17 protein-coding genes are annotated in these 23,394 nt (G+C 59.4%); 10 read left to right on the forward strand and 7 right to left on the reverse strand.

Going from position 1 to position 23,394, the window contains the following annotated elements; genetic code table 11:
• Positions 1-46: 46 nt before the first annotated feature.
• The 3 genes from ACQRAP_RS03380 (at position 47) to ACQRAP_RS03390 (ending at position 4,855) form a co-directional block, all read left to right on the forward strand.
• Positions 47-1,477 (forward strand): APC family permease, encoded by a 1,431-nt coding sequence (locus tag ACQRAP_RS03380; RefSeq protein ID WP_427794892.1) that lies wholly within the window; start codon positions 47-49, stop codon positions 1,475-1,477.
• Between the two features lie 305 nt (positions 1,478-1,782).
• Positions 1,783-2,988: an agmatine deiminase family protein gene (locus ACQRAP_RS03385; protein WP_154514952.1), complete on the forward strand. Its 1,206-nt coding sequence runs from the start codon at positions 1,783-1,785 to the stop codon at positions 2,986-2,988.
• 457 nt (positions 2,989-3,445) lie between these two features.
• Positions 3,446-4,855, forward strand: coding sequence for an APC family permease (locus ACQRAP_RS03390; RefSeq protein WP_349117084.1), 1,410 nt, complete (start codon positions 3,446-3,448; stop codon positions 4,853-4,855).
• Positions 4,856-4,890: 35 nt separating this feature from the next.
• Here ACQRAP_RS03390 and ACQRAP_RS03395 read toward each other — a convergent pair whose 3' ends face one another.
• Entirely contained in the window at positions 4,891-5,082 is a 192-nt protein-coding gene (locus ACQRAP_RS03395; RefSeq protein ID WP_427794893.1) for a hypothetical protein, read from the reverse strand.
• Positions 5,083-5,458: 376 nt separating this feature from the next.
• A complete protein-coding gene (locus ACQRAP_RS03400; RefSeq protein ID WP_427748343.1) occupies positions 5,459-6,262 on the reverse strand; it encodes a helix-turn-helix domain-containing protein in 804 nt (267 codons plus the stop codon).
• Positions 6,263-6,440: 178 nt separating this feature from the next.
• Between ACQRAP_RS03400 and aguA the strand changes: the two genes are divergently transcribed.
• The gene (gene aguA, locus ACQRAP_RS03405) at positions 6,441-7,562 is read left to right on the forward strand and encodes an agmatine deiminase (RefSeq protein WP_154514946.1); all 1,122 of its coding nucleotides are present in this window, start codon (positions 6,441-6,443) and stop codon (positions 7,560-7,562) included.
• 122 nt (positions 7,563-7,684) lie between these two features.
• Here aguA and ACQRAP_RS03410 read toward each other — a convergent pair whose 3' ends face one another.
• Complete coding sequence (locus ACQRAP_RS03410; RefSeq protein ID WP_427748344.1) at positions 7,685-8,335, reverse strand: N-acetyltransferase family protein; 651 nt, start codon at positions 8,333-8,335, stop codon at positions 7,685-7,687.
• Between the two features lie 469 nt (positions 8,336-8,804).
• Here ACQRAP_RS03410 and ACQRAP_RS03415 point away from each other — a divergent pair, with 469 nt between their 5' ends.
• Entirely contained in the window at positions 8,805-9,767 is a 963-nt protein-coding gene (locus tag ACQRAP_RS03415) for a LuxR C-terminal-related transcriptional regulator (protein WP_427748345.1), read from the forward strand.
• 138 nt (positions 9,768-9,905) lie between these two features.
• Positions 9,906-11,708, forward strand: coding sequence for an amidohydrolase (locus tag ACQRAP_RS03420; protein WP_427794894.1), 1,803 nt, complete (start codon positions 9,906-9,908; stop codon positions 11,706-11,708).
• A 412-nt stretch (positions 11,709-12,120) separates the two neighbouring features.
• Here the strand turns inward: ACQRAP_RS03420 and ACQRAP_RS03425 are convergent, their stop codons facing one another.
• The 4 genes from ACQRAP_RS03425 to ACQRAP_RS03440 form a co-directional block, all read right to left on the reverse strand.
• Entirely contained in the window at positions 12,121-13,152 is a 1,032-nt protein-coding gene (locus ACQRAP_RS03425; RefSeq protein ID WP_427794895.1) for a 3-deoxy-7-phosphoheptulonate synthase, read from the reverse strand.
• 305 nt (positions 13,153-13,457) lie between these two features.
• Positions 13,458-15,314: an ABC transporter ATP-binding protein gene (locus tag ACQRAP_RS03430; RefSeq protein WP_427794896.1), complete on the reverse strand. Its 1,857-nt coding sequence runs from the start codon at positions 15,312-15,314 to the stop codon at positions 13,458-13,460.
• Positions 15,314-17,680 (reverse strand): ABC transporter ATP-binding protein, encoded by a 2,367-nt coding sequence (locus tag ACQRAP_RS03435; protein ID WP_427728114.1) that lies wholly within the window; start codon positions 17,678-17,680, stop codon positions 15,314-15,316. Before ACQRAP_RS03435 ends, ACQRAP_RS03430 begins: the two co-directional genes overlap by 1 nt.
• Positions 17,677-18,126, reverse strand: a complete 450-nt coding sequence (locus ACQRAP_RS03440) for a MarR family winged helix-turn-helix transcriptional regulator (protein ID WP_154514934.1) — start codon at positions 18,124-18,126, stop codon at positions 17,677-17,679. Before ACQRAP_RS03440 ends, ACQRAP_RS03435 begins: the two co-directional genes overlap by 4 nt.
• Before the next feature lie 250 nt (positions 18,127-18,376).
• On the opposite strand from ACQRAP_RS03440, the gene ACQRAP_RS03445 reads away from it, so the two are divergent.
• The 4 genes from ACQRAP_RS03445 to grcA3 all read left to right on the forward strand — a co-directional run bounded on the left by ACQRAP_RS03445 (position 18,377) and on the right by grcA3 (position 23,113).
• Positions 18,377-19,126: an SDR family NAD(P)-dependent oxidoreductase gene (locus ACQRAP_RS03445; protein ID WP_427728112.1), complete on the forward strand. Its 750-nt coding sequence runs from the start codon at positions 18,377-18,379 to the stop codon at positions 19,124-19,126.
• Between the two features lie 108 nt (positions 19,127-19,234).
• Positions 19,235-20,257, forward strand: a complete 1,023-nt coding sequence (locus ACQRAP_RS03450; RefSeq protein ID WP_427794897.1) for a 2-keto-3-deoxygluconate permease — start codon at positions 19,235-19,237, stop codon at positions 20,255-20,257.
• A gap of 469 nt (positions 20,258-20,726) precedes the next feature.
• Positions 20,727-22,778 (forward strand): formate C-acetyltransferase, encoded by a 2,052-nt coding sequence (gene pflB, locus ACQRAP_RS03455; RefSeq protein ID WP_427718174.1) that lies wholly within the window; start codon positions 20,727-20,729, stop codon positions 22,776-22,778.
• A gap of 83 nt (positions 22,779-22,861) precedes the next feature.
• On the forward strand, positions 22,862-23,113 hold the full coding sequence (gene grcA3, locus ACQRAP_RS03460) for an autonomous glycyl radical cofactor GrcA3 (protein ID WP_055252439.1): 252 nt from the start codon (positions 22,862-22,864) through the stop codon (positions 23,111-23,113).
• Positions 23,114-23,394 lie beyond the last annotated feature (281 nt).

The raw sequence follows: 23,394 nt of genomic DNA on the forward strand, positions 1-23,394 counted from the left end.
TACCTTAGGGCCTCGAATCTGTCCAAGACTGAGCAAAGGATTAAATATGAGTGACGGAAAGAAAAAGCTTTCCTTCCTGACGGTCATTTCGACCATCATCTGCGTCGTCTTCGTTTGCGAGGCCGCCGCTCCTGCTGCTGCCATTGGCAACCAGCAGTTCTTCTGGTGGATCTTCCTGATCCTGACCTTCCTGCTCCCTTACGGCATGGTCGTCGCCGAGCTCGGCACCACCTATGACGGCGAGGGCGGCATTTACGACTGGGTACGCGATGGCCTGGGCGACAAGTGGGGCGCCCGCATCTCGTACTACTACTGGGTCAACTACCCGCTGTGGATCGCCTCGCTGGCGACCATGTTCCCCGACATCCTGGGCATGGTCTTTGGCGTCGAGTTCAACCTGATCGCCAAGATGGGTATCGAGCTCGCCTTCGTGTGGATCGTCTACCTCATGGGCCGCTCCAAGGCGGCCGACTCCGAGTGGGTCCTCAACGGCGGCGCCCTGATCAAGGTCGCCGTAGCCGTCATCGTCGGCGCCCTGGGCATCTGGTATGCCATGGAGAACGGTTTCGCGAACGACATGTCCGCCGCCACCTTCCTGCCCGAGCTCACCAACACCAACGCCCTGGGCTACCTGTCTATCATCATCTTCAACTTCACGGGCTTCGAGGTCATCTGCACCTTCGCTAAGGACATGGAGAACCCGACCCACGACATTCCGAAGGCCATCATCCTGGGCGGCCTGACCATTGGCGCCATCTACCTGTTCGCTGGCTTCGGCATCGGCGCCGCCATCCCGGCCGACTCCATCGACCCCGACTACGGCATGATCGTCGCAGTCGAGACCATGGTGGGCGATTCCGTGCTCTTCAAGGTCATCTGCATCGCCTTCCTGATCACCCTGTTCGCCAACATGGCCGCCTGGTCCTTCGGCGTCAACTCCGTCGCCCGCTACGCCGCCGAGCACGGCAACATGCCCAAGGTCTTCGCCTCGATGGTCTCCGAGGACGACATGCCCAACGGCGCCAACCTGGTCAACGCCGTCGTCGCCTCGCTGGTCCTCTGCCTGCAGCTCGTTCCCGTCGACGCCATCTCCAACGGCGTCTTCTGGATGCTCTTCGGCACCTCCGTCGTCTTCCTGCTGCTCACCTACATCCCGATGTTCCCGGCGTTCCTCAACCTCCGCAAGAACGACCCGAACCGCGAGCGCATCTTCACGTTCCCGTTCAAGGGCGCGATGATGAAGGTCATGCTGGCCATCCCCTGCATCGAGCTGATCCTGGCCATCGTCGCGACGCTGGCACCGTTCTCCGCCGCCGAGATCGGCGAGAAGGTCCCGATGATCATCATCTTCATCGTGCTCATGCTCATCGGCGAGGTCGTCCGCGTCGTCAGCGCCAAGGGCCGCGAGACCGAGTACAAGGGCCTCACCCCCGAGCTGGCCGCCCAGCGCCTCGCCGAGGAGGCCGAGGAGAACTAGGGCCCCGGTTCCGGGCACCCCGGCCTCTCCGGAGGCGTGCCCGGGCGACAGGTCCGCCAACCATTCCCCGGGGCGGGTGCGGGCGATAGCTCCGGCAGCCGCCGACCGCCCCGACCCCTCTCCCGTATCCCTCGTGCGTCCCGTCTCCGCGCACCTGGCTACGTCGTCGCCCGCCGGTGCGACCCCGTGAAAACCGGCGCCGGGCGCCCCGACCTCTGCCGGGGGACGGGCGCCCGCCATCTCTTGGTCCTAGGCCGCGGGCAGCCCGCCCGCGGCAGACGATCGTTCGGTTTGGAGGAAATCTTATGCGTACGATCACCGAGTCCGAGTCCACCCCGAGGGCCGACGGCTTCTTCATGCCCGCCGAGTTCGCCCCCCAGGACCGCGTGTGGATAGGCTGGCCCCACCGCACCGACACCTGGGCCCACGGCGCCAAGCCCGCCCAGAAGCAGTATGCCGCCATCGCCCGCGCCATCTCCGAGTTCACCCCGGTCTACATGTGCGCCAACCAGGTCGACTACGCCAACTGCAAGGCCGTCTTCGAGAACGACGAGAACGTCACCGTCGTCGAGATGACCACCGACGACGCCTGGTTCCGCGACACCGGCGCCACCTACGTCATCAACGGCAAGGGCGATAAGCGCGCCAACCACTGGCACTTCAACGGCTACGGCGGCCTCATCGACGGCCTCTACTTCCCGTGGGACAAGGACGAGCAGATCGCCCTCAAGATGGCCGAGCTCTCCGGCTGCCGCCGCTACCGTCCCGACGACATGATCCTCGAGGGCGGCTCCATCACCGTCGACGGCGAGGGCACCCTCGTCGTCACCGACCAGTGCCTCCTGTCCCCCGGCCGCACCTGCTCCGCGGTGCTCGAGGAGGAGGAGGACCCCGAGTCCCTCTGGCCCAAGTACCGCAAGAAGTTCGAGCCCTGGAGCGAGGAGCTTCGCGAGTACATGACCGAGCACCTCAAGGACTACCTCGGCGTCGAGAAGGTCATCTGGGTCAAGGAGGGCATCGACCCCGAGGAGACCAACGGCCACATCGACGACGTCGCCACCTTCATCGCCCCGGGCGTCATGGTCTGCATCTGGACCGACGACCCCGAGTACCCGTTCTACGAGCAGTGCCACGCCGCCTACGAGACCCTCTCCAACGCGGTTGACGCCAAGGGCCGCAAGCTGAAGGTCTACAAGCTCTGCATGCCCGTGAAGCCGCTGTACATGGACCAGGCCTCCTGCGACACCATCGACGCCGACGAGAACGCCGAGCCGCGCGTCCCCGACGAGCCGCTGATCGCCTCCTACATGAACTACCTCGTGACCAACCACGGCGTCATCGTCCCGCAGTACGGCGACGAGAACGACCAGCTGGCCGTCGACACGCTCCAGGAGATCTACGACGAGGTCTGGGGCGAGGGCGTCTACAAGTGCGTGGGCGTCAAGTCCGACCAGGTCGTCTACGGCGGCGGCAACATCCACTGCATCACGCAGCAGGAGCCGTCCGCCTAATAGCCCGGCTTCCCGGGGCGCGGCGCCCCTCCTTCACGGGAGTCCGCCGCACCCCGGAGGCCCGGCCGGCCAGGCGAACGGGGCCGCCTGGCCGGCCGGCCGGGCTTTCCCCGGGCGCTCCGCTGCCTCCGCACCGGAGCGCCCCTCCCCTTCGATTGGATACCCGTCTGGCCTGGGACCTGTTGCGGGTTAGGCCAATTGTTCGCTTGGATATCCCAGGTCGGACGCGTATCCAATTGCCGAAAGTTCCCGGTCGCGAGCGCGGCCGTCTTGATCGGAGTATCCATGTACCAGCGTATCGTCATCTACACGCGCCTGTTCCGCGAGCGTTGGTCCAACAATTGCATCCCTTCTTCTCCTTGGGATGGCACCTGCACCGGTGACGCGGCCTGTAACCCTACCTTGGGCTGCGCCTTCGGTGCAGATGCCATCTTTTTTGCTGTAGGGGGAGCGTGCCATGGCAGGTAAAAAGTTCTCCCTGTTCGAGGTCATCCTCTCGGTTATCTGCGTCGTATTTACCATCGAGGCGGCCGCTCCGGCATCTGCCATGGGCAACGTGCAGTTCTTCTGGTGGATCTTCCTCATCATTACGTTTTTGCTTCCCTATGGTCTGGTGGTGGCCGAGCTCGGTACGGCGTTCGATTCCGAGGGCGGCCTGTACGATTGGGTTCGCCTGGGCTTGGGCGACCGTTGGGGTGCCTGCTGCTCCTGGTGCTACTGGGTCAACTTTCCACTGTGGGTTGCAAGTATCGCCTGTATGTTCCCCAGTGTCATCAATGCGGTATGGGGCATCGAATTTTCGCTTGGGGCCCGAATTGCCATCGAGCTTGCCTTTGTGTGGGGCGTCACGGTCATGGCGATGCACCCGGTGGCCGAGGCCGATTGGGTCATGGACGGCGGTGCCGTCATCAAGGTGCTCATTACCGCCGTGGTGGGAATCGTCGGCATCTGGTTTGCCTGCAATAACGGCTTTGCCAACGACATGTCGTTTAAGACCTTCATTCCAGATTTGGGCGACACCAATTCGTTGACGTACCTATCCATCATCCTGTTCAACTTTATGGGCTTCGAAGTGGTCGCGACCTTTGCCAGCACGATGAAAAACCCGTCGCGTGATATCCCCAAGGCGGTTATCGCCGGTGGCGTTGCCATTGCGGCAATCTACATTATCTGCGGCATCGGCATCGGGGCCGCGGTTCCCACCGAGCGGCTTTCGCTCGATTCGGGCATTGTGGACGCGGTCGCCGCCATGTTGGGGCGCAGCCATCCGCTGACGATGGTCGTGGGCGCGGCCTTTTTGGTGACGCTGTTCGCCAACATGATCTGCTGGAGCTTTGGCGTCAACAACGTGGCGAGCTATGCCGCGCGTCACGGCAATATGCCGCGTCCCTTTGCGCTGGTGTCCAAGAAGACCGGCATGCCCAATGGCTCGGCACTCATTAACGGTTGTTTTGCCAGCCTGGTACTACTGCTTCAGATTCCGCTGGGCGAGGGCTCCGACGTCTTTTGGGTTTTCTTCTCGATGAACGTCGTCTTCCTGCTTATGAGCTATATTCCGATGTTCCCGGCGTTTTGGCGCCTGCGCAAATACGACGATCGCCCACGCGTGTTCCGCGCGCCCTTCGAGGGCAAGGTGCTCGCGGTGGCACTTGCGATTCCCGTGGTGGAGCTTGTGCTTTCGATTGTCGCCACGATTGTGCCGCTCAACAGCTCACCCGCCGAGATGACAAAGTTGCCGATTCTCGTGGGCGTGGTAATCGGTGTGTTGTTGGGCGAGGTCTCGCGCCTCATATCGCGCCGCGGCCGCAGCGTCGATAATCCCGGCGTTGGTGCAAGGGGGACAGGTTTCTTTGCACCAAAACAGTAGCGCCGCGAGCTGCGCGGCGCTTGCTGCATCTTGGATTACCGCTCGCGGTGCTCGGGGTCAGAAGCGAGTTTAGGCGCAAAGTAGGGGACGTGTCCCAGGTAAGGGCAGCTGTCCGTACGTTCGTCGACAAGACAGGGGACATCGTCGTAGGTGAGTGAGTCGCTCAGGCGGGCGATGGCCTTGGCGGCAGGAGCGACGAGCATCTTGAGCGGTGCGATAGGCGCCATGGCATCTCCTTTTCTTCATGCGACCCGTGTTCTGGCGCGAATGTATACGTCGCCAGTCTAGCATCCCGTCGCGGAGAGTTCAAAACCAACACAAATGCGACGGCTATTTCTGCGCTATCTTCAACGTCTCAATCTGTAACGTCTAGCTTAATAAATCGCCTCTACTTGTTACAGATTGAGATAAACCGCCGGAGCGGGCCGTTTCCTTTCTGAACCACCACATAAGTGCCTGTTCCTTCCGTAGAGGTTTGGGTGTCGTATCGGCGTTTACCCAGATAAAATCTACCAAAATGACCCCGTCTACTCTTTGAGCCAGAGCCGACACTAATTCAAATGGCGAAATCAAAGGGCGTTCTCCGTATGGAGGGCGCCTTTTTTATCGCAGGATGTTTTGCGCGGCAGTCATAAGGCCCAGTCGGTTGCTGACGCCGAGCTTGCGATAGATGGCGTTGACGTGCTTCTTTACGGTCGACTCGCTTATGAATAGCTCGTTTGCCATCTGTTTGTTCGTTTTGCCGTCGAGCATGAGCCGCATGACTTCGGCTTCGCGCGGTTGGATATTATGTTCTGCAATGAAAGCATTCAGCTGGTTTGTGTCTTCGGTCTGGGTGAGTTTAATGCCCCGAGGATAGAGGTTGGCGAGCGCGAGGCTCGCGTGCCGAGCGATTTCGAGCAGGATTGCGAGCTCGGTGTCGGTAAAGTCTCCAGCCGTGCGTTCGCGAAACAGGGCGATGCTTCCTAGCGGGCTGTCGTTGTGCGCGAGCGTGGCCGTACAGCCAAAGTAGACGCCCTGCGGTTCCATCCATTTGCGATAGATGGGCGTGGCATCGCGTCGCTCGACGTCGACGAGGTCGAGGTCGCGGTAAACGCCGACCTTATGTAGGTCAAAGCTCCATGTTGTATAGTCCATCGCGGCGTAGCGGTTGTAGTAGTCGCTCAGTGCGCGGTCGTCCATTCCGCTGCTTGCGGGGTGGACGTAGCGTGGGGCATCACTGCCCGCCGCCTCGATCAGGTCGAACATGGCGATCCGATGGGGCACGAGCCCTGTCGTTCCCTCGAGGGTCTCCTTTTGCAGCTTATCAATACCGTGTGATGCGTGGATTGCAAGCGCGAGCTCGTTGAGAGCAGTCCAGGTCGTACCGTCCAACTCAATAGTCTGCTGTTTATTGCATGGGGGCATAGGGCGTCCTTTCCATTGTGGAACCCAGTATGTCATGTTCTCGGCCTGAATAGAACTTTAGGTCAGCGAATGGTATACCGTCGGTCGCTGAAAGGGGCTCGAGGGACCATTGAGGACATCTCGGTGCGGCCGCATCATGGTCTCGTCAAGCAAAAGCACCGAGATTTAGGAGCTTGAAATGAAGACAATCTACGAGAGTGAATCCACGCCTAAGAAGGACGGGTTCTATATGCCCGGTGAGTATGAGGAGCAGGAGCGCACCTGGATTCTATGGCCGCACCGCTCCGACGTGTGGCGCTGCGGCGCCAAGCCGGCGCAGAAGGTCTTCACCGAGATCATCAAGACCGTTGCACGCTTTCAGCCCATCACTGTGGGCGTCAACACCGAAGACTTCCCCGCGGTGTGTGAGATCTTCGACGGCGTTGAGAACGTGCGCGTTATCCACATGGAGTACAACGACAGCTGGATTCGCGACCCCGGCCCGGCATTCCTCGTTAATGACAATGGTGAGGTGGCCCTTTCGCACTTCCATTTTAATGCTTACGGCGGTTTCATTGACGGCCTGTATTTCCCGTGGGACAAGGACGCTTCCATTGGCCTGCAGGTGGCACAGCTTGAGCAGGTTAACCGTTATCGTCCCGAGGATTACATCCTCGAGGGCGGCTCGTTCAACTGTGATGGTCAAGGCACCGTCGTGACCACCGAGATGTGTCTGCTCAACGAGGACCGCAACCCGCAGTACACCAAGGAGCAGATTGAGGAGAAGCTCTCTGAGTATCTCGGTATCGAGAAGGTTATCTGGATCAAGGACGGAATCGATCCGTACGAAACGAACGGCCATGTGGACGACGTCGCATGCTTTAGTGCGCCCGGCGAAGTCTGCTGCATGTGGACCGACGATCCCAACCACAAGTTCTACAAGGAGTGCCAGGAGGCGTACAAGACGCTCTCCGAGGCCACGGATGCCAAGGGTCGCAAGCTCAAGATCCACAAGGTGATCATGCCTGCGACATCGGTATATATGACCGAAGAAGAGGCCAGCACGATCGATCCCGTCGAAGGCGTGCTGCCGCGTACTCCCGAGGACGCTTTCGAACCGAGCTATCTCAATTTCCTGCCCATCAACGGTGCGGTGCTTGTACCGCAGTTCGGCGATCCCAATGACGCCCAGGCGCTCAAAGATATCCAAGCTGCTTATCCGGACCGCGAAGTCATCGGTATCATGACCCGTGAAGTTATCTACGGCGGCGGCAACATCCACTGCATCACCCAGCAGCAGCCTAAGGCGCGCTGTAAATAGCAGTTCCATGGTGAACAGCGCTTGATTGTCCGCACGCGAAAGTCCGCCGACTTCAATGGTCGGCGGACTTTTTGTGTGGTGGTTTCAGCTGAACGGCGGGCCGTGCGGCTTGGATGTGCGGGCTAATCCTGCGTGTCGCCTCCGTACATGTAGACGATAAAGCCGTCGCCGGTGTCCTGGCTGTGATCTTCTAGGATGCGCTTCATGTTGAGGTGCTCGTAGAACTGCCAGTCGGCGTTGCAGTCGCTCATCAGGAAGAACTTGGTGCAGCCTGCCTTGGCGAGCTCAGCGCGCGCAAGGTCGATGAGCTCGCGGCCGAGTCCCTTGCCCTGCCAGTCGGGCGCAATGATGATCAGGTTGAGCTGGCCCTGGGCATACTCGTTGCCCGTGGCGGCAAAGCGGTCGGCCGTGGCCTTTTCACGACTGTCGCCAAAGAGCGAGCCCTCGAGCTTGGCATCGGCGGTCTTTGCCATCTCGGTTGCCTGGATAAACAGCTCGTCGTAACAGGTCTCCCAGGTGGGATTGGTGCGCGCCTTGCCGTCCTCGAAGATGCCGATGCAGCAGGCGGCGATAATGCGGCCCTCGGCCTCGGCGACGAGTGCGATGGGGGAACGCTGCAGCTGCATGGCGATGTTAAAGCGTGCGCAGAAATCGGCGGCTTCGACGTCGCCGCGGTTGCGCAGCGTGTTGCACCACAGCTGGTTGTAGATGGCGGCGATGCCGGTCAGGTCATCAAGCGTGGCGGCGCGCAGGGCTACGTTCTCAAGGCTCATGGAGGCTCCTTCCAAGTTGGGTCAGGCCATCTATGAGTGTGACATGGACGCAGGGCGGCCGCATCGACCATTCGGCAGACGAGCCTCGATTCCTCGGGGACGGAGGGTTCCAAGAGAGAATGAGAGTGGATTATCGGACGCCCGCTCGACGAGAGTGGATAATCTCCCGCTTTTAGCGCTGATATAGGCCAAAAACGGGAGATTATCCACTCTCATTTTGGGTAGTCTTTGGGGACGTTCTTAATCGACTAGTCAAACAAGAACGTCCCCAACGACTACCATCGCCGAGACCATGGCCGGCCTCTCCGGCACCCGCATCACCGGCTAGTTTCGCCCATGCGCTGGGGTGGGGGATATGCGTCTTCCACCCTTCCTTTCTTTGGCTGGATTTTGCGCTGAAGACAGCGATCTGCATGTCTTTGGCGTAAAGTTTATCCTTAGCACATATCAATAAGCGAAAGGCCCGGTAGTGAGTACGTTCTACTTCTTCTACGGAATCACATTCGTCTTGGTTTGCATGGTGGCGGTGTGCGTATCGGTATGCGCATACCTCGTCTCACATCGAACAAGCTACTTGACGGTCTCGGCCTTCTTTTTCTTCGACATGCTCGAAAGCGCCCTCGTATTCCTCGATGAGTATCAGGGCAGTAAGATGATGGCAGATATCCTCAGCAGCCAATTTCCCATGACTCACCCCATAACGAAACTCGTCCTATCGATTGGAATCATGGCGAGCATGTGGGCATTTGCATTGGCGATCGTAAACAAGACGAGCCGGCTTCACATGCTCGTGCCCTGCATCGTCTTTTCTGCTTTCGAGGCCATGTCGCTTGTTTTGCAGCCCGATTCAATCAAACAACTCGCATTTTATGCGTTGCGCTCCTTGTTCATGTTCGTGGCGTTTGGCATGATTTTCGTCTGCTACCGCAAAAGCAAGCCGTTGGCGCGAAAGAGCTTCTATGCACGCTACGGCAGGTTTCTTATTGTGATGGCTGTGTTGACGGTGTTTGTTCTGATCGAGGATGTACGCGTTCTCGGGCTGAATATTGGGCGGATCGAAGTCATTGATTACCTGTATTTTGCCTACGGCAGAAACATCCCAGAGAACATCATGAGCGTGGTGGCCGCGATATATACCGTTCGTGCGGCGTCGCGGATCTTGTCGTTGCGCTTTTCTGCTCCGCCCACAACGTCTGGCACCTCTGCCAAGCAGATTGCGGAGGTCCGCTTCTCGGCATTCTGCGACCAGCACGATATCTCCGCGCGTGAACGCGAAGTGCTCGACCTTCTGCTCGATGGCCAGGATAACCGCGCCATAGCGAATGAATTGTTTATCTCTGTCGGCACGGTCAAATCGCATGTTCACACGATATTCCGTAAATGCGGTGTCTCATCGCGGTCCGAGCTTCTTCAGAGCTTTTGGGCAGGTTAAAGGCAGGGTTATAGGGGATATAAGCCTCCGCTTACGGCAATAACCCCGTTTGTGCAGACAAGTTTATACCCGGGGGTGCTATTCAGGTGATACCAAGCGTCGCGAAAGCGCGGCGATGTCAACTGAAAGGTGGGTTATATGAAGACCTCTATCCCCCCCGTTTCCCGTAGAAGCTTTCTCGGCCTGAGCACGTTGGGCGCCGCGGCTGTTGCGGTGGGTGCCGCCGGTTGCGCCAACAATTCTTCAAATGCCGGAAGCGCCGGCAGCGCGAGTTCCGACAAGGCATCCATCGTCTTTCGTAACGGCACGATTCAGACGATGGTCAAAGAGGGCGACACCGCGGCCGCCCTGGCTGTCTCGGGCAACAAGATCGTATATGTAGGCGAAGACTCCGGTGTTGACGAGTACATCGATGACAACACGCGCGTCATCGATCTTGATGGCGGTATGGTGATCCCCGGCTTTATGGACGGCCATATCCACGCTCCGGGCAACTGGGTGACCGCGCTGTACGAAATCGATCTTACCAAGGCTACCACGATCGATGAGTATAAGAAGGCGGTCAGTGATTTTGTAACCAAGCATCCCGATGATGAGGCTTACGTTGGCGGCTCGTTCATGATCAACGCCTTCGAGCAAGAGGATGGCACCAATCCCGGCCCCAACAAGTCCATCCTCGATGAGATCTGCTCCGATAAGCCCATCATGCTGACCGATGTTTCCTATCATTCGGTGTGGGTCAACAGCCGTGCGCTCGAGCTTGCGGGCATCGATAACGATACCCCCAACCCCACGGGCGGCATCATCACCCGCGATGCAAACGGCGAGGCGACTGGCTACTTGATTGATTCTGCTGCAGGTATGGTGAGGGAGGTTGTCTCCGTCGAGCATACGGACAAGGAGCTTGAGAACGCTATCGACAAGTACCAGCAGGTGGCTACGAAATACGGCATCACCGGCATTACCAACATAAGCGTCGTGGGAGATTCTACGGCACAGGATTGCCAGTTCTATACTGACCTTGAGAAAGATGGCAAGCTTAACCTGCGCATGCGAGTACTTCCTACCATTAGGCCCGGCATTACGGCTGAAGAGGCCATTAAAACCGTGAAGGACCTCAAGAAGTTCGATAGCAACATGATCTCTACCGGTACGGTTAAGATCTACTCCGATGGCGTTACCGAGGGCGGCAGCGCCGTGATGCTCGAGCCATATACCTCCGCCGCCGGTAAGGGCGATAACTGGCACGGCGAGTCCGTCTGGGATCAGCAGGAGTTCAGCGACATGGTGGCCGCCCTCGACAAAGAGGGTGTTCAGATTCATGTTCACGCGATCGGAGATGGCGCCGTCCACAATACACTCGATGCCTACGAGCGCTGCGTCAAGGAGAACGGTGAGCGCGATGATCGCCGCAACACCATGACGCATGTGTGTGCAATCACCGACGAGGACATTCAGCGCGTCGTCGATCTCGACATCGTGTGCGCGTTGCAGTTCCTGTGGATGTATCACGATCCTTTGTGCGACCTCGAGATCGCCTTTGTGGGCGAGGATCGCGCCATGAAGTTCTACCCCGTCAAGAATATGCTCGAGGCCGGCTGCTTTATCTCCGGTGCGAGCGATGGCCCGGTCACCGGCTATGCGCCGCTCGAGGAGATCGAGGTGGCCGTTACGCGCAACAGCCCGTATCCCGAGGAGGAGGACACCGATATGTACCGTTGGCCCGAGCAGGCCATCACGGCATATCAGGCGCTCGAGGCATATACCAAAAACGTTGCCTTCGAGAACTACATGGAGGATAAAATCGGTACGCTCGAGGTGGGCAAGCTCGCCGACATCACGGTGCTCGATCAAGACATTCTTCATTGCGATCCCAAGAAGATCTCCGATACCAAGATTCTGTTCACTGTCTCCGATGGCCGTATCGTATACGAGGGATAATCGGTCGATCGAGGTAAAGAGCGGACGATCTGCTCGGTAGAACGCTAGGGCGCCAGCCGTCGTCGCAATTTAGTGCAGGCCGCCGCGGATGCGTGAGCGTCCGCGGCGGCGCTTTTTTGCGGTGGTCATGGGGGACGTTCTTAAACGACTAGTCAAACAAGAGCGTCCCCAACGACTACCCCAAGGAATGTCCCAGACTGCCGGCAGAAAAGGAACGTCCCTAACTGTCGCGTTCGGAGCAAGACGGCGCCGCAGGTAGAGGACGGACAGCGAGCGGGCCGCATTTGAGACAAGGTGACGTGAAACGAAAGGGCGCTGACCTTCTGGTCGCGCCCTTGAAGTTGAGCGTCAGATTGTCCAAATGCGGCCCGCGCAGCGTCGAGTAGTTACGCGGTTTGGTAAAACCGCGTAACTAAACCCGTTCTGCGATCTCGTGGATGAGGTAGTCGGTCTTTTCCCAGCCCAGGCACGGGTCGGTGATGGACTTGCCAAAGACGCCGCCGTCGACAGACTGGTTACCGTCCTCCAGGTAGGATTCGATCATAAAGCCCTTGACCAGCTTGGAGATGGACTCGTTGCGGCGGCAGCTGTCGAGCACCTCCTTGCAGATGCGGTGCTGCTCCAGCGGGCGCTTGCCCGAGTTGTCGTGGTTGCAGTCGATGACCGCTGCCGGGTTGGCGTAGCCGGCATGCTCGGTATAGCGCTCAGCCAGACGCTCCAGATGCTCGTAGTGGTAATTGGGGTAGGTACGACCGTCGAGACCAATGTAGCCACGCATGACGGCGTGCGCGAGCGGATTGCCGTCGCACTCGACCTCCCAGTTGCGGAAGATGAAGCTTTGACGTGCCTGGGCGGCGTAGATGGAGTTGAGCATAACGGTGGTGGAACCGGCGGTGGGGTTCTTCATGCCCACAGGCACCGAAATGCCGCTCGACACCAGACGATGCTCCTGGTTCTCGACCGAGCGCGCGCCCACGGCGACGTAGCTCAGCAGGTCGACGAGGTACTGGTAGTTGGACGGGTAGAGCATCTCATCGGCGGTAAAGAAACCGGTCTCCTCGATGACGCGCAGGTGCATATGGCGGATGGCCTTGACGCCCTCGAGCAGGTCGTCGGGCGCCTCGGGGTTGGGGTTGTGCAGCAGGCCCTTGTAGCCAGTGCCCTTGGTGCGCGGCTTGTTGGTATAGACGCGCGGAATGATGATGAGTTTGTCCTTGACCTCTTCGGCGACCTTGGCCAGTCGGCTCATGTACTCAAGCACCGAGTCCTCGCGGTCGGCAGAGCACGGGCCGATAATGAGCACCTTGCGCGCGTCCTCGCCGGTAAAGACCTTGGCGACCTCGGCGTCGAATGCCTGTTTTTTGGCGGTAAGATCGGCGGAAAGCGGCATTTCCTCGCGGATTTCCATGGGGATCGGCAACCTACGCTTGAATTCCATGGCCATACGGGGCCTCCTCAATCAAATAAGACAAAGTGTGCATTGTCGAATGCTCGGCATTATCCGCTGTCGCACGCTAAAGTGCAAGCCCTCGTCACCCCAAAACCTGCCAAAAAGGGACAGGTTTATTTTGGCAGGTTTTATCTGGCCAAACGTCAACTGACCCTGGAATGGAATGATGCCACGTGGCTTGGAAGAGGTCGTCAATTTGGTCCCAGGGGAGGCGGTTTGAGGGTCGCAGAACAAAAAACGGGAGCGCAGGTTGTCCTGCGCCCCCGTTCTCGGGTGTTATTCGTTCCCTGCGGCAGAATTTACGCCGCTTCGTCGAACTGCGAGTTGTACAGGTCGGCGTAGAAGCCGCCTTGGGCGAGCAGCTCGTCGTGCGTGCCCTTCTCGACGATGTCGCCGTCGCGAATTACCAAGATCACGTCGGCGTTGCGGATCGTGGACAGGCGGTGTGCGATAACAAAGCTGGTACGGCCCTGCATCAGCGCATCCGTGGCGCGCTGAATAAGCTCCTCGGTGCGGGTATCGACGTTGGATGTCGCCTCGTCCAAAATCAGCGCCGGGCGGTCGGCCAAAATGGCGCGGGCAATGGTCACGAGCTGGCGTTGGCCCTGCGAAAGGTTGGTGCCTTCCTCGTTGATCATAAAGTTGTAACCGCCGGCGAGCGTATGGATAAAGTGGTCGCAGCGTGCAGCGCGTGCAGCGGCCTCGACCTCGGCATTGCTTGCATCGGGGCGTCCGTAGCGGATGTTCTCGCGGATGGTGCCGTTAAACAGCCACGTATCCTGCAGCACCATGGCAAACTCGCCGCGCAGTGCCGCGCGGTCCCAATCGCGTACGTCGACGCCATCGACGCGCAGCGAGCCGCCGTCCACGTCGTAGAAGCGCTGTAGCAGCTTAATGAGCGTGGTCTTGCCGGCGCCGGTGGGACCGACGATGGCGATGGTCTGGCCGGGCTGTGCCTCGCAGCTAAAGTTGTGGATGATGGTCTTGTCGGGCGTGTAGCCAAACTTGACGTGGTCAAACTCCACATGGCCAGGGCGCTTTTCGGGAATCTGCGCGTCGGCCTTCTGCTCCTCCTCGGGCGCGGCCAGGAACTCAAAGACGCGCTCGGTGGCAGCGGCCATAGACTGCATCGTGTTGCTCACGTTGCCCAGCTGCTGCACGGGTTGCGTAAAGTTGCGAACGTACTGGATAAAGCTCTGGATGTCGCCGGGCGTGGCATTGCCGGTCAGCGCGAGCTGTGCGCCCACCACGACCACGCCCACGTAGCCCATGTTGCCCACCAAGCTCATAAGCGGCATCATCAGGCCCGACAGGAACTGCGAGCGCCAGCCACTAATAAAGAGGCGGTCGTTTTGACGGTCGAACTCTTCGATTGAGGCCTCGGCGCGGTCGAACACCTGAATGACGTTCTGGCCGGCAAAGTCCTCCTCGATAATGCCGTTGACGGTGCCCAGGACCTGCTGCTGCTCGCGGAAGTACGGCTGCGAGAAATGAATCATCACGGTCAGGATAATCGCGGCGGCCGGCAGTGTGAGCACGGTGACGCCGGTAAGCGGCAGGCTGATCGACAGCATCATGACGAGCACGCCGATAATCTGCGTCACCGACGTGATGAGCTGCGTCACGCTCTGGTTGAGCGACTGACCCAGCGTATCGACGTCGTTGGTGATGCGGCTGAGCACATCGCCCTTGCTGTGTCCGTTAAAGTAGCTCATCGGCACGACAGCGATCTTGGCGGCGATTTCCTTGCGCATGCGGTAGCAAATCTTTTGCGTGACGCCGGTCATGAGCCAGCCCTGGATGAGGCTGCAAACAGAGCTTGCCAGATACAGGCAGAGCAAAAAGCCGAGCGTCTTGGCGATCCAGGCAAAGTCGACATCGCCGGTACCGTTGACCTTGGCGACCAGGCCTTCGAACAGCTTGGTCGTAACCTGGCCGAGCACCTTGGGTCCCACAATGTTAAAGACGACCGAGCACACGGCAAAGGCGACGGCGGCAAGCACGGCAACCTTGTGTTGACCGATATAGCCGAGCAACTGCCGCATGGCGCCCTTAAAGTCCTTGGCCTTCTCGCCGCGGCCCATGCCACCCATGCGGCCCATGGGACCGCGCTGGCGGGTGGGCTTGGGAATCTGAGTCTTGGTCTCGTCTGCCATTAGTGCTCGCCTCCCTCCATAACGGCTGCAATTTCTTCTTGAGTGAGCCCCAGCTCCTCGGCGGAAAGCTGCGACTGTGCGATCTCCAGGTACGCCGGGCAGCTGTGCAGCAGCTCCTCGTGCGTACCAGTGCCCACCACGTGACCGTCGTCGAGCACGATGATCTGGTTGGCGTGCATGATGGTCGCGATGCGCTGGGCTACGACAACGAGCGCGGCGTCGGTAACGTTTTTGGCAAGCTCTTCGCGCAGGCGCGCGTCGGTCTTGTAGTCGAGGGCGCTAAACGAGTCATCGAACACCAGGACCTCGGGCTTTTTTGCCAACGCGCGGGCGATGGCCAGACGCTGGCGCTGACCGCCCGAGACATTGGAGCCGCCCTGGCTGATGGGGGAGTCGTAGCCGCCCTCGCGCTCGGCGATAAAGTCCTCGGCTTGGGCGATGCGCGCGGCCTCGTGCATGTTCTCGTCGCTTACCATGTCGCCGGCAAACTTAAGGTTGCTCTCCACGGTGCCCGAGAACAGACGCCCCTGCTGCGGGATGTAACCAATGCGGCGGCGAAGCTCGGAAAGGGTCATATCGCGCACGTCGATGCCGTCGAGTGAAATGCTGCCGCCCGTGACGTCGTATAAGCGCGGAATCAGCTGTACGAGCGTGGACTTGCCCGAGCCCGTGGAACCAATGATACCGAGCATCTGACCGGCATGCGTGGTGAAGTTCACGCCGCTAATGACGTCGGCGCGGGCATCGGGATACTGGAAGCTCACGTCGCGGAAGGTGAGCTCACCGCGCGGTGCGCTGGCGGCGGGCAGTTTGGGCGAGGCGGGGTCGTTGATGCTCGTGGGGCAGGTGATGACCTCTTCCACGCGCTCGGCTGCGACCTCGGCGCGGGGCAGGATGACCGAAACCATGGTGAGGATCATAAACGCCATGACGATCTGCATGGTATAGGAGATAAACGCCATCATGTTGCCGACCTGCATCACGCCATCGGACACGCCCTGCGCGCCAAACCAGACGATAAGCACGGTGATGCAGTTCATGACGAGCATCATGAGCGGCATCATAAAGCTCATGGCACGATTGGTGTAGAGCTGCGTGGTCATTAGGTCGAGCGAAGCCTTGTCAAAACGCTCGAGCTCATGCTCCTCGCGGTTGAACGAGCGGATGGGCATAAGGCCGTCGAGCAGCTCGCGGGCGGTGAGGTTCACGCGGTCCACAAAGCTCTGCATCTTTTTGAACTTGGGCATGGTGAGGCCCATAAGCACGCCGACGACGGCCGAGACCGCGATGATGGCCACAGCGATGGTCCATTCCAGGCCGGTGTGGTTGGCCAGGACGCGCATGACGGCGACGATGCCCATGACGGGGGCCATCAGGCACATGCGGATAAACAGGGTTGCGGCCATCTGAATCTGCTGAATGTCGTTGGTGCAGCGGGTGATGAGCGAGGCCTGGCTAAACTTGCCCACCTCGGCCGGCGAGAAGTGCATAACCTTGTTGAAGGTCTCGCGGCGCAGGTCGCGTGCGATGGAACAGGCGGTGCGCGAGGCCACGGCGCCGGTCAGGATGGTGGCGATGAGCGAGATCAGGCACAGACCAAACATCGTGGTTGCCATGCGGCCCAGATAGGCGTTCTGCACGTCGGCGGGGTCGATGCCCTGCGCCTTGTACTCGTCTTGTACATAGCTCACGGCGCGTTGGGTCACGATGGAACCCGACATGGAGCCCATTTTGTCCGCCATATCGTTGGCGCCCTCGACGAGCTTGCCCTGGTCGATTAGGCCGCCTTCAACGCCTAGGCGCAGGCTCTTCATGGTGATCTTACCGCCGTCGGTATCAATCTGCTTTTGCATGTTCTGCGCCGCCGCGGCCTTCTGCTGCATCTCGGCGAGCTGCTCGGGCGTCATTGCCGCCATCTGCTCGGGGGTGGGCATGGCCTGGGCGGCGTTGTTGTTATTCTCGCTGGACGAACCCATCATGTCATCCATGGAGTTGGCGTCAATGCCCTGGTTGAACGAAAGGACGACGGTCTCGGGCAGGCTCACGATGTCGGCAATCTTGCCGCCGTCGGCGCGCTCTTCCTCGGTGCCCTTGTACGTTCGAATGCCGTTATTATCCGCCTTGCTAAACACGGCCTCCACAGCTTTGGCGTCCTTATCGCTCATAAAGAGTTCGAGGTCGTCGAGCGATTCGGTGCGAATGGTGTCAGGTACGGGCGAGGCGATACCGCCTTGCTGCACGCCCACGTCGACGATGTCGCTCATATACGTAGGCAGCGCCAGATCGGCGTTGCAGCTGATTACGATAAGTACGATAGCTGCGAACAGTGCCAGGACATGCTTTTTAAAGAGCTTGAGAATTCTCACTCGGCATCTCTCCTTTCTTGATTGCGGTCGATAATTTCGTTGGCACGCCTAAGAAGGCGCACCATCTCTTGGGTATCTGTTTCGCCGAGCTGCTCGAGGAAGGCCGCGGTGCGGTCCTCGAATTCCCGATGCTTGATTTCGAGATCATGGAATCCCTTGTCGGTCACCGTGACGTGTACGCGACGACGGTCGGTCTTTGAGTGCTCGCGCTCGACCCAGCCTTTGGCTTCGAGAGCGCGCAGGATATTGGCGATGCGGGCGCTCGAGACCCAGGCACGATCGGCGAGTTCGCTTGGCGTGAGCGAACCGCCAGCGAGCATGAGGGCGCGCATGACGGCCATCTCACCACTGAGGGCTTTGTCCGCAAAGCGCGAAATGCGCTGATGCATACTGCCGAACTCGGTAAGGAGCTGACGCCCAAGTTCACGGAAATCGGTATCTTTCACCGAAAACCCCTAACACTAGAAACTATTTTTGGTAGAAGATGATACCCCCATATGCGGGCCTCATGCAGTGGGCAATATTAAGAGCGCATAAAGACTTAAAATAATTCAATTGCTGAAGCGTTTCAAAGAACTATCATGCCCGCGGTTAGGCGAGGGGTTGTCACCACCATGACGACTGGGACTCATTTATCGCCATGTGCGATGCTCCAACTTCCCGCAAGGAGACATCTGAATCAAGGGGGTTGGAGTCATGGCATTTGACTTCACGGGTAAAACCGCGATCGTTACCGGTGGCACTCAGGGCATTGGCCTCGAGATTGCCAAGGGTATCGTTGCGGGCGGCGGACACGTCGCGCTCATCGCAAGGAACGCTGCTAAGGGCGAGGCGGCTGTGGCCGAGCTTGGCGAGGGCAACAAGTTCTATCAGCTCGATGTCGCCGATGCGCCCAAGGCGCGCGAGACCGTCGAGCAGATTTTTACGGACCTGCCGCAAACCAACATCCTGATCAACTGCGCCGGTGTCATCAGCACCAAGAAGTTTGACGAGATCGACGACACCGAGTGGCGTCGCACCATCGACATCAACCTCAACGGCACCTTTACCATGATGAATGCCGTGTACCCGCACTTTAAGGCGGCACATGCCGGCACTATCGTCAACGTGAGCTCCGTTGCTGGCAAGATCGGCGGCGGCCTGCTCGGCACCGCGGCCTACGCGAGCTCCAAGGCCGGTGTCAACGGCCTTACCAAGGCGGTCGCCAAGGAGGGCGGTAAGTTCGGCATCCGCTGCAACGCTGTGTGCCCGTCGCTCACGCTTACCGACATGACGTCGATCCTTTCTGACGAGAACTCTCAGCGCATCATCAACGGTATTCCTCTGGGCCGCGCCGCCCAGGCCAGCGAGCCTGCGCAGATGGTGCTGTTCTTCGCTTCCGACCTCGCCAGCTTCGTGAACGGCGAGATCGGTGACTGCGACGGCGGCATCGTCCTGGACGGGTAATACCCCGCGGTAATCGTTTGGCGGCGACCCTGGCGAATCGGGGTTGTCGCCTTCTTTCTGACATAGGCGCGTGCGGCTACGATTCGCATGCATCCAAAGGAGATATATATGAGTGAATCGACTGCGGTGGAGGCGCCGGCTGCAAAGGAGCCGTTCTTTAAGATGTCCTCCATCCCGGGCGCCAATATTTTGGTGCCGCTTTTGCTGGGCTGCTTGCTCAACACGCTATTCCCCGACCTGTTCAAAACGCTCGGCAGCTTTACGCTTGGCATGACCCAGCTGGGTGCAAGCCCGCTCGTGGGCGCTTTTTTGCTCATCGTCGGTACGACGATTTCGTTTAAAAGTGCTCCTGCCGCCGCTGCACGCGGCGCCATCATCATCGCTGTCAAGCAGATCGTGGTCGTTGCCGTGTCGCTGCTCATCCTTTATGTATTCAACGACAACCTGTTTGGCATCTCTGCCATGGTGATGCTGGCGGCTTGCACCGGCGCCAACAACGCTATGTACGCTGGTCTGATGGGCACCATGGGCAACGAGGCCGAACGTGGCGCCGTCGCCATCACCACACTCGTTGTCGGCCCTCCGGTCACAATGATCGTGCTCGGCGCTGCTGGCCAGGCTCCGATCGGCTGGTCGCTCGTGGGCGCCATCCTGCCGATCGTCGTCGGCATTATTCTGGGTAACCTCTTCCCGAGCTTTAAGAAGATGATGGCTCCGGCACTTTCCGCCATCATCGTGCTCGTCTTCTTTGCCATGGGCTCGACCATGACCTTTGGCCAGCTCATCAACGGCGGTCTTCCCGGCATCCTGCTCGGCGTGATCTGCTCGGTGGTCTTTGCAATTCCCGTCATCGCGGTCGATAAGTTCACGGGCGGCACGGGTGTCGCAGGTGCGGCCATTTCGAGCTGCGCCGGAGCCAATGTGGCCACGCCTGCCGCCATGGCGAGTGTCAACGAGGCCATGTACGGTGGCGCCGTGCTCGCGACGGCTACGGCGCAGGTTGCAGCGTGCGCCATCGTGACGGCCATTTTGACCCCGCTGGTCACCAGCTGGTGCTACAAGCATTTTGAGGGCCAGGGTCACGGCGACAGCAAAAAGGCCGCGGCCGACAGGGTCGCCGCAGCCGCTTAATGCCAAGCGGCAATCAAAGCTAAATAACTAGCCACGCCACAGGGCGGCCCCGGGGGAAATCCCGGGGCCGCCCTGCAGTTTCTGTGGGTCTCTGGGACACTTTACCCTGCTAAAGCTGGCATAACAGCTAGAGTGAACGTCGTACAAAGGCAAGGAAAAATACCAAACAAATCGGTGAACGGTAGTTGTTCACGCTCGCATTTCCTGCGGATTTGTTAAAAACGCCCTAATGGTATAAAAAAAGAAACATATAACAGCCCTGATGAAGGGGGTAGCTATGTTATCCTTCTCAAACGGGTGAAATCTTGGGTTTTGGGTTGCAGTTCCAAGGTGGACAAACGTTTTTCCCTGTGCTAACGCGCGATGGAAGGCGAATGAAGCCGGTCATGCAACCCGAACATTCAAGAATTCAATAAGCAGCGGTGTGAGAGAGCGCCGCATTATACGTAACTAGGAGCGTGGTTACACAATGCAGGAGGCATGGGAAGGCTTCAAGGAAGGCATCTGGACGGGAGAGGTTGACGTCCGAGACTTCATCCAGAAGAACTACACCCCCTACGAGGGCGACGAATCGTTCCTCGCCGGTCCGACCGAGCGTACCAAGGAGCTGTGGGGCGAGGTTCTCGACCTGCTGCTCAAGGAGCGCGAGCAGGGCGGCGTCCTCGATATGGACACCAAGACTGTCACGGGTATCGTGAGCCACCCCGCTGGCTACATCGATAACGCCCACCGCGAGAAGGAGACCATCGTCGGTCTTCAGACTGACAAGCCGCTCAAGCGCGCTCTGCACGTCAACGGTGGTATCCGCATCGCTTGCCAGGCTGCCAGCCAGCACGGCTACAAGATCGACGAGAACGTCGTCGAGCGCTACACCTTCGAGCGCAAGACCCACAACGCCGGCGTCTTCGATGTCTACACCCCCGAGATGCGTGCTTGCCGCTCGGCTCACATTATCACCGGTCTGCCCGATGGCTATGGCCGCGGCCGCATCATCGGCGACTACCGTCGTGTCGCCCTGTACGGCGTCGACTACCTGATCAAGGATAAGGAGGCCCAGAAGGCTTCCACCCCGACGGTCATGACCGCCGACAACATCCGCGATCGCGAGGAGCTGCAGGAGCAGATCCGCGCCCTCGGCGAGCTCAAGATGATGGCCGAGACCTATGGTTTCGATATTTCCAAACCTGCTACCAACACGCAGGAGGCCATCCAGTGGATGTACTTCGCCTACCTCGCTGCCGTCAAGGAGCAGAACGGCGCCGCTATGTCCATCGGCCGTACCTCTACGTTCATCGACATCTACGCTGAGCGCGACCTTGCCAACGGCACCTTCACCGAGGAGCAGATCCAGGAGTTCGTGGATCACTTCATCATGAAGCTCCGCATGGTCAAGTTTGCCCGTACCCCCGAGTACCAGGCTCTGTTTACCGGCGATCCGCAGTGGGTCACCGAGTCCATCGGCGGCATGGGTGTTGACGGCCGTACGCTCGTTACCAAGATGAGCTTCCGCTACCTGCACACGCTCGAGAACATGGGCACCAGCCCCGAGCCCAACATGACCGTTCTGTGGTCGACCCGTCTTCCCGAGAACTTCAAGAAGTTCTGCGCCAAGACTTCTGTCGCCAGCTCCTCGGTCCAGTACGAGAACGACGACCTCATGCGCGTTTACCACGGCGACGACTACGGCATCGCCTGCTGCGTGTCCTCCATGCGCATTGGCAAGGAGATGCAGTTCTTCGGCGCTCGTGCCAACCTGGCCAAGTGCCTGCTGTACGCACTCAACGGCGGTGTTGACGAGGTCTCCAAGAAGCAGGTCGGCCCCAAGTATCGCGCCGTCGAGGGCGACACGCTCGATTACGATGACGTTATGGCCAAGTACAACGACATGATGAAGTGGCTCGCTGGCGTGTACGTCAACTCGCTGAACATCATTCACTACATGCACGACAAGTATTGCTACGAGCGCATCCAGATGGCTCTGCACGACAAGCACGTGCACCGCTGGTTCGCTACGGGCATCGCTGGCCTTTCCGTCGTGGCTGACTCCCTGTCCGCCATCAAGTACGCCAAGGTTCACCCCGTCCGTGACGAGAACGGCATCATCGTCGACTTCGAGACCGAGGGCGAGTTCCCCAAGTACGGTAACGACGACGACCGCGTCGACCAGATCGCTCACGACGTTGTGCACCAGTTCATGGAGTACATCCGCATGAACGACACCTACCGCAACTCCGTGCCCACGACCTCGGTTCTGACCATTACCTCCAACGTCGTGTACGGTAAGAAGACCGGCTCCACGCCCGACGGCCGCAAGGCTGGCCAGCCGTTCGCCCCGGGTGCTAACCCCATGCACAAGCGCGATAGCCAGGGCGCCATCGCTTCGCTGTCTTCGGTTTCCAAGCTCCCGTTCCGCGATGCCCAGGACGGCATCTCCAACACCTTCTCCATCATCCCGGGCGCGCTCGGCAAGGAGGACCAGGTGTTCTTTGGTGATATCGACCTTGATCAGCTGGGCGAGTAACTATTGTTAGTGCTATACTAACAATAACGATTACTGATTAGTGCCGGTTTCGGCCGGCGCCTATCGATTGAAGGAGACACATTATGAAGGTTTCTGAAGTTTCCGAGACTCAGGCCGACAACCTGGTCCACATGCTCGACGCTTACGCCGAGAAGGGTGGCCACCACCTGAACATCAACGTCTTCAACCGTGAGACGCTGCTCGACGCTCAGGCTCACCCCGAGAAGTACCCGCAGCTGACCATCCGCGTTTCCGGCTATGCCGTGAACTTCCACACGCTCACCAAGGAGCAGCAGGACGAGGTCATTTCGCGTACCTTCCACAACAAGTTCTAAAGGGACTCAACTCCCACCGGAGACCCGGTAAGGCCTACGCACTTTGCCTCTCAAACGTCCTCGCCGCTTCGCGGCTGCGGAATGTTTGCGAGGCAAAGTGCTCCCGGCCTTGCCGGGTCTCCTGCGTTATCGCACTTTAGGGAACCACGCTCAATTAAATTGGTGTCCTCGGACATGCAAGAAGCCCTCGCTGCGCACTTCGTGCGGCGAGGGCTTCTTGCGTCCTGTGGAATGTTTTGGGAGGTAGCCCAAACAGCCCCGGCGGGGTCCTTTGTAGTCAC

Origin of the sequence: Collinsella sp. SGI.180 (genome assembly GCF_050313455.1) — a bacterium.
Lineage (GTDB): Bacteria > Actinomycetota > Coriobacteriia > Coriobacteriales > Coriobacteriaceae > Collinsella.

Bases quoted from the DNA above. Each gene is read 5' to 3' on its own strand.
- ACQRAP_RS03425 (WP_427794895.1), bottom strand. From the start codon at position 13,152: ATGGCCATGGAATTCAAGCGTAGGTTGCCGATCCCCATGGAAATCCGC.
- ACQRAP_RS03420 (WP_427794894.1), top strand. From the start codon at position 9,906: ATGAAGACCTCTATCCCCCCCGTTTCCCGTAGAAGCTTTCTCGGCCTG.
- grcA3 (WP_055252439.1), top strand. From the start codon at position 22,862: ATGAAGGTTTCTGAAGTTTCCGAGACTCAGGCCGACAACCTGGTCCAC.
- aguA (WP_154514946.1), top strand. From the start codon at position 6,441: ATGAAGACAATCTACGAGAGTGAATCCACGCCTAAGAAGGACGGGTTC.
- ACQRAP_RS03395 (WP_427794893.1), bottom strand. From the start codon at position 5,082: ATGGCGCCTATCGCACCGCTCAAGATGCTCGTCGCTCCTGCCGCCAAG.
- ACQRAP_RS03390 (WP_349117084.1), top strand. From the start codon at position 3,446: ATGGCAGGTAAAAAGTTCTCCCTGTTCGAGGTCATCCTCTCGGTTATC.
- ACQRAP_RS03450 (WP_427794897.1), top strand. From the start codon at position 19,235: ATGAGTGAATCGACTGCGGTGGAGGCGCCGGCTGCAAAGGAGCCGTTC.
- ACQRAP_RS03400 (WP_427748343.1), bottom strand. From the start codon at position 6,262: ATGCCCCCATGCAATAAACAGCAGACTATTGAGTTGGACGGTACGACC.
- ACQRAP_RS03445 (WP_427728112.1), top strand. From the start codon at position 18,377: ATGGCATTTGACTTCACGGGTAAAACCGCGATCGTTACCGGTGGCACT.
- ACQRAP_RS03380 (WP_427794892.1), top strand. From the start codon at position 47: ATGAGTGACGGAAAGAAAAAGCTTTCCTTCCTGACGGTCATTTCGACC.
- pflB (WP_427718174.1), top strand. From the start codon at position 20,727: ATGCAGGAGGCATGGGAAGGCTTCAAGGAAGGCATCTGGACGGGAGAG.
- ACQRAP_RS03430 (WP_427794896.1), bottom strand. From the start codon at position 15,314: ATGGCAGACGAGACCAAGACTCAGATTCCCAAGCCCACCCGCCAGCGC.
- ACQRAP_RS03385 (WP_154514952.1), top strand. From the start codon at position 1,783: ATGCGTACGATCACCGAGTCCGAGTCCACCCCGAGGGCCGACGGCTTC.
- ACQRAP_RS03410 (WP_427748344.1), bottom strand. From the start codon at position 8,335: ATGAGCCTTGAGAACGTAGCCCTGCGCGCCGCCACGCTTGATGACCTG.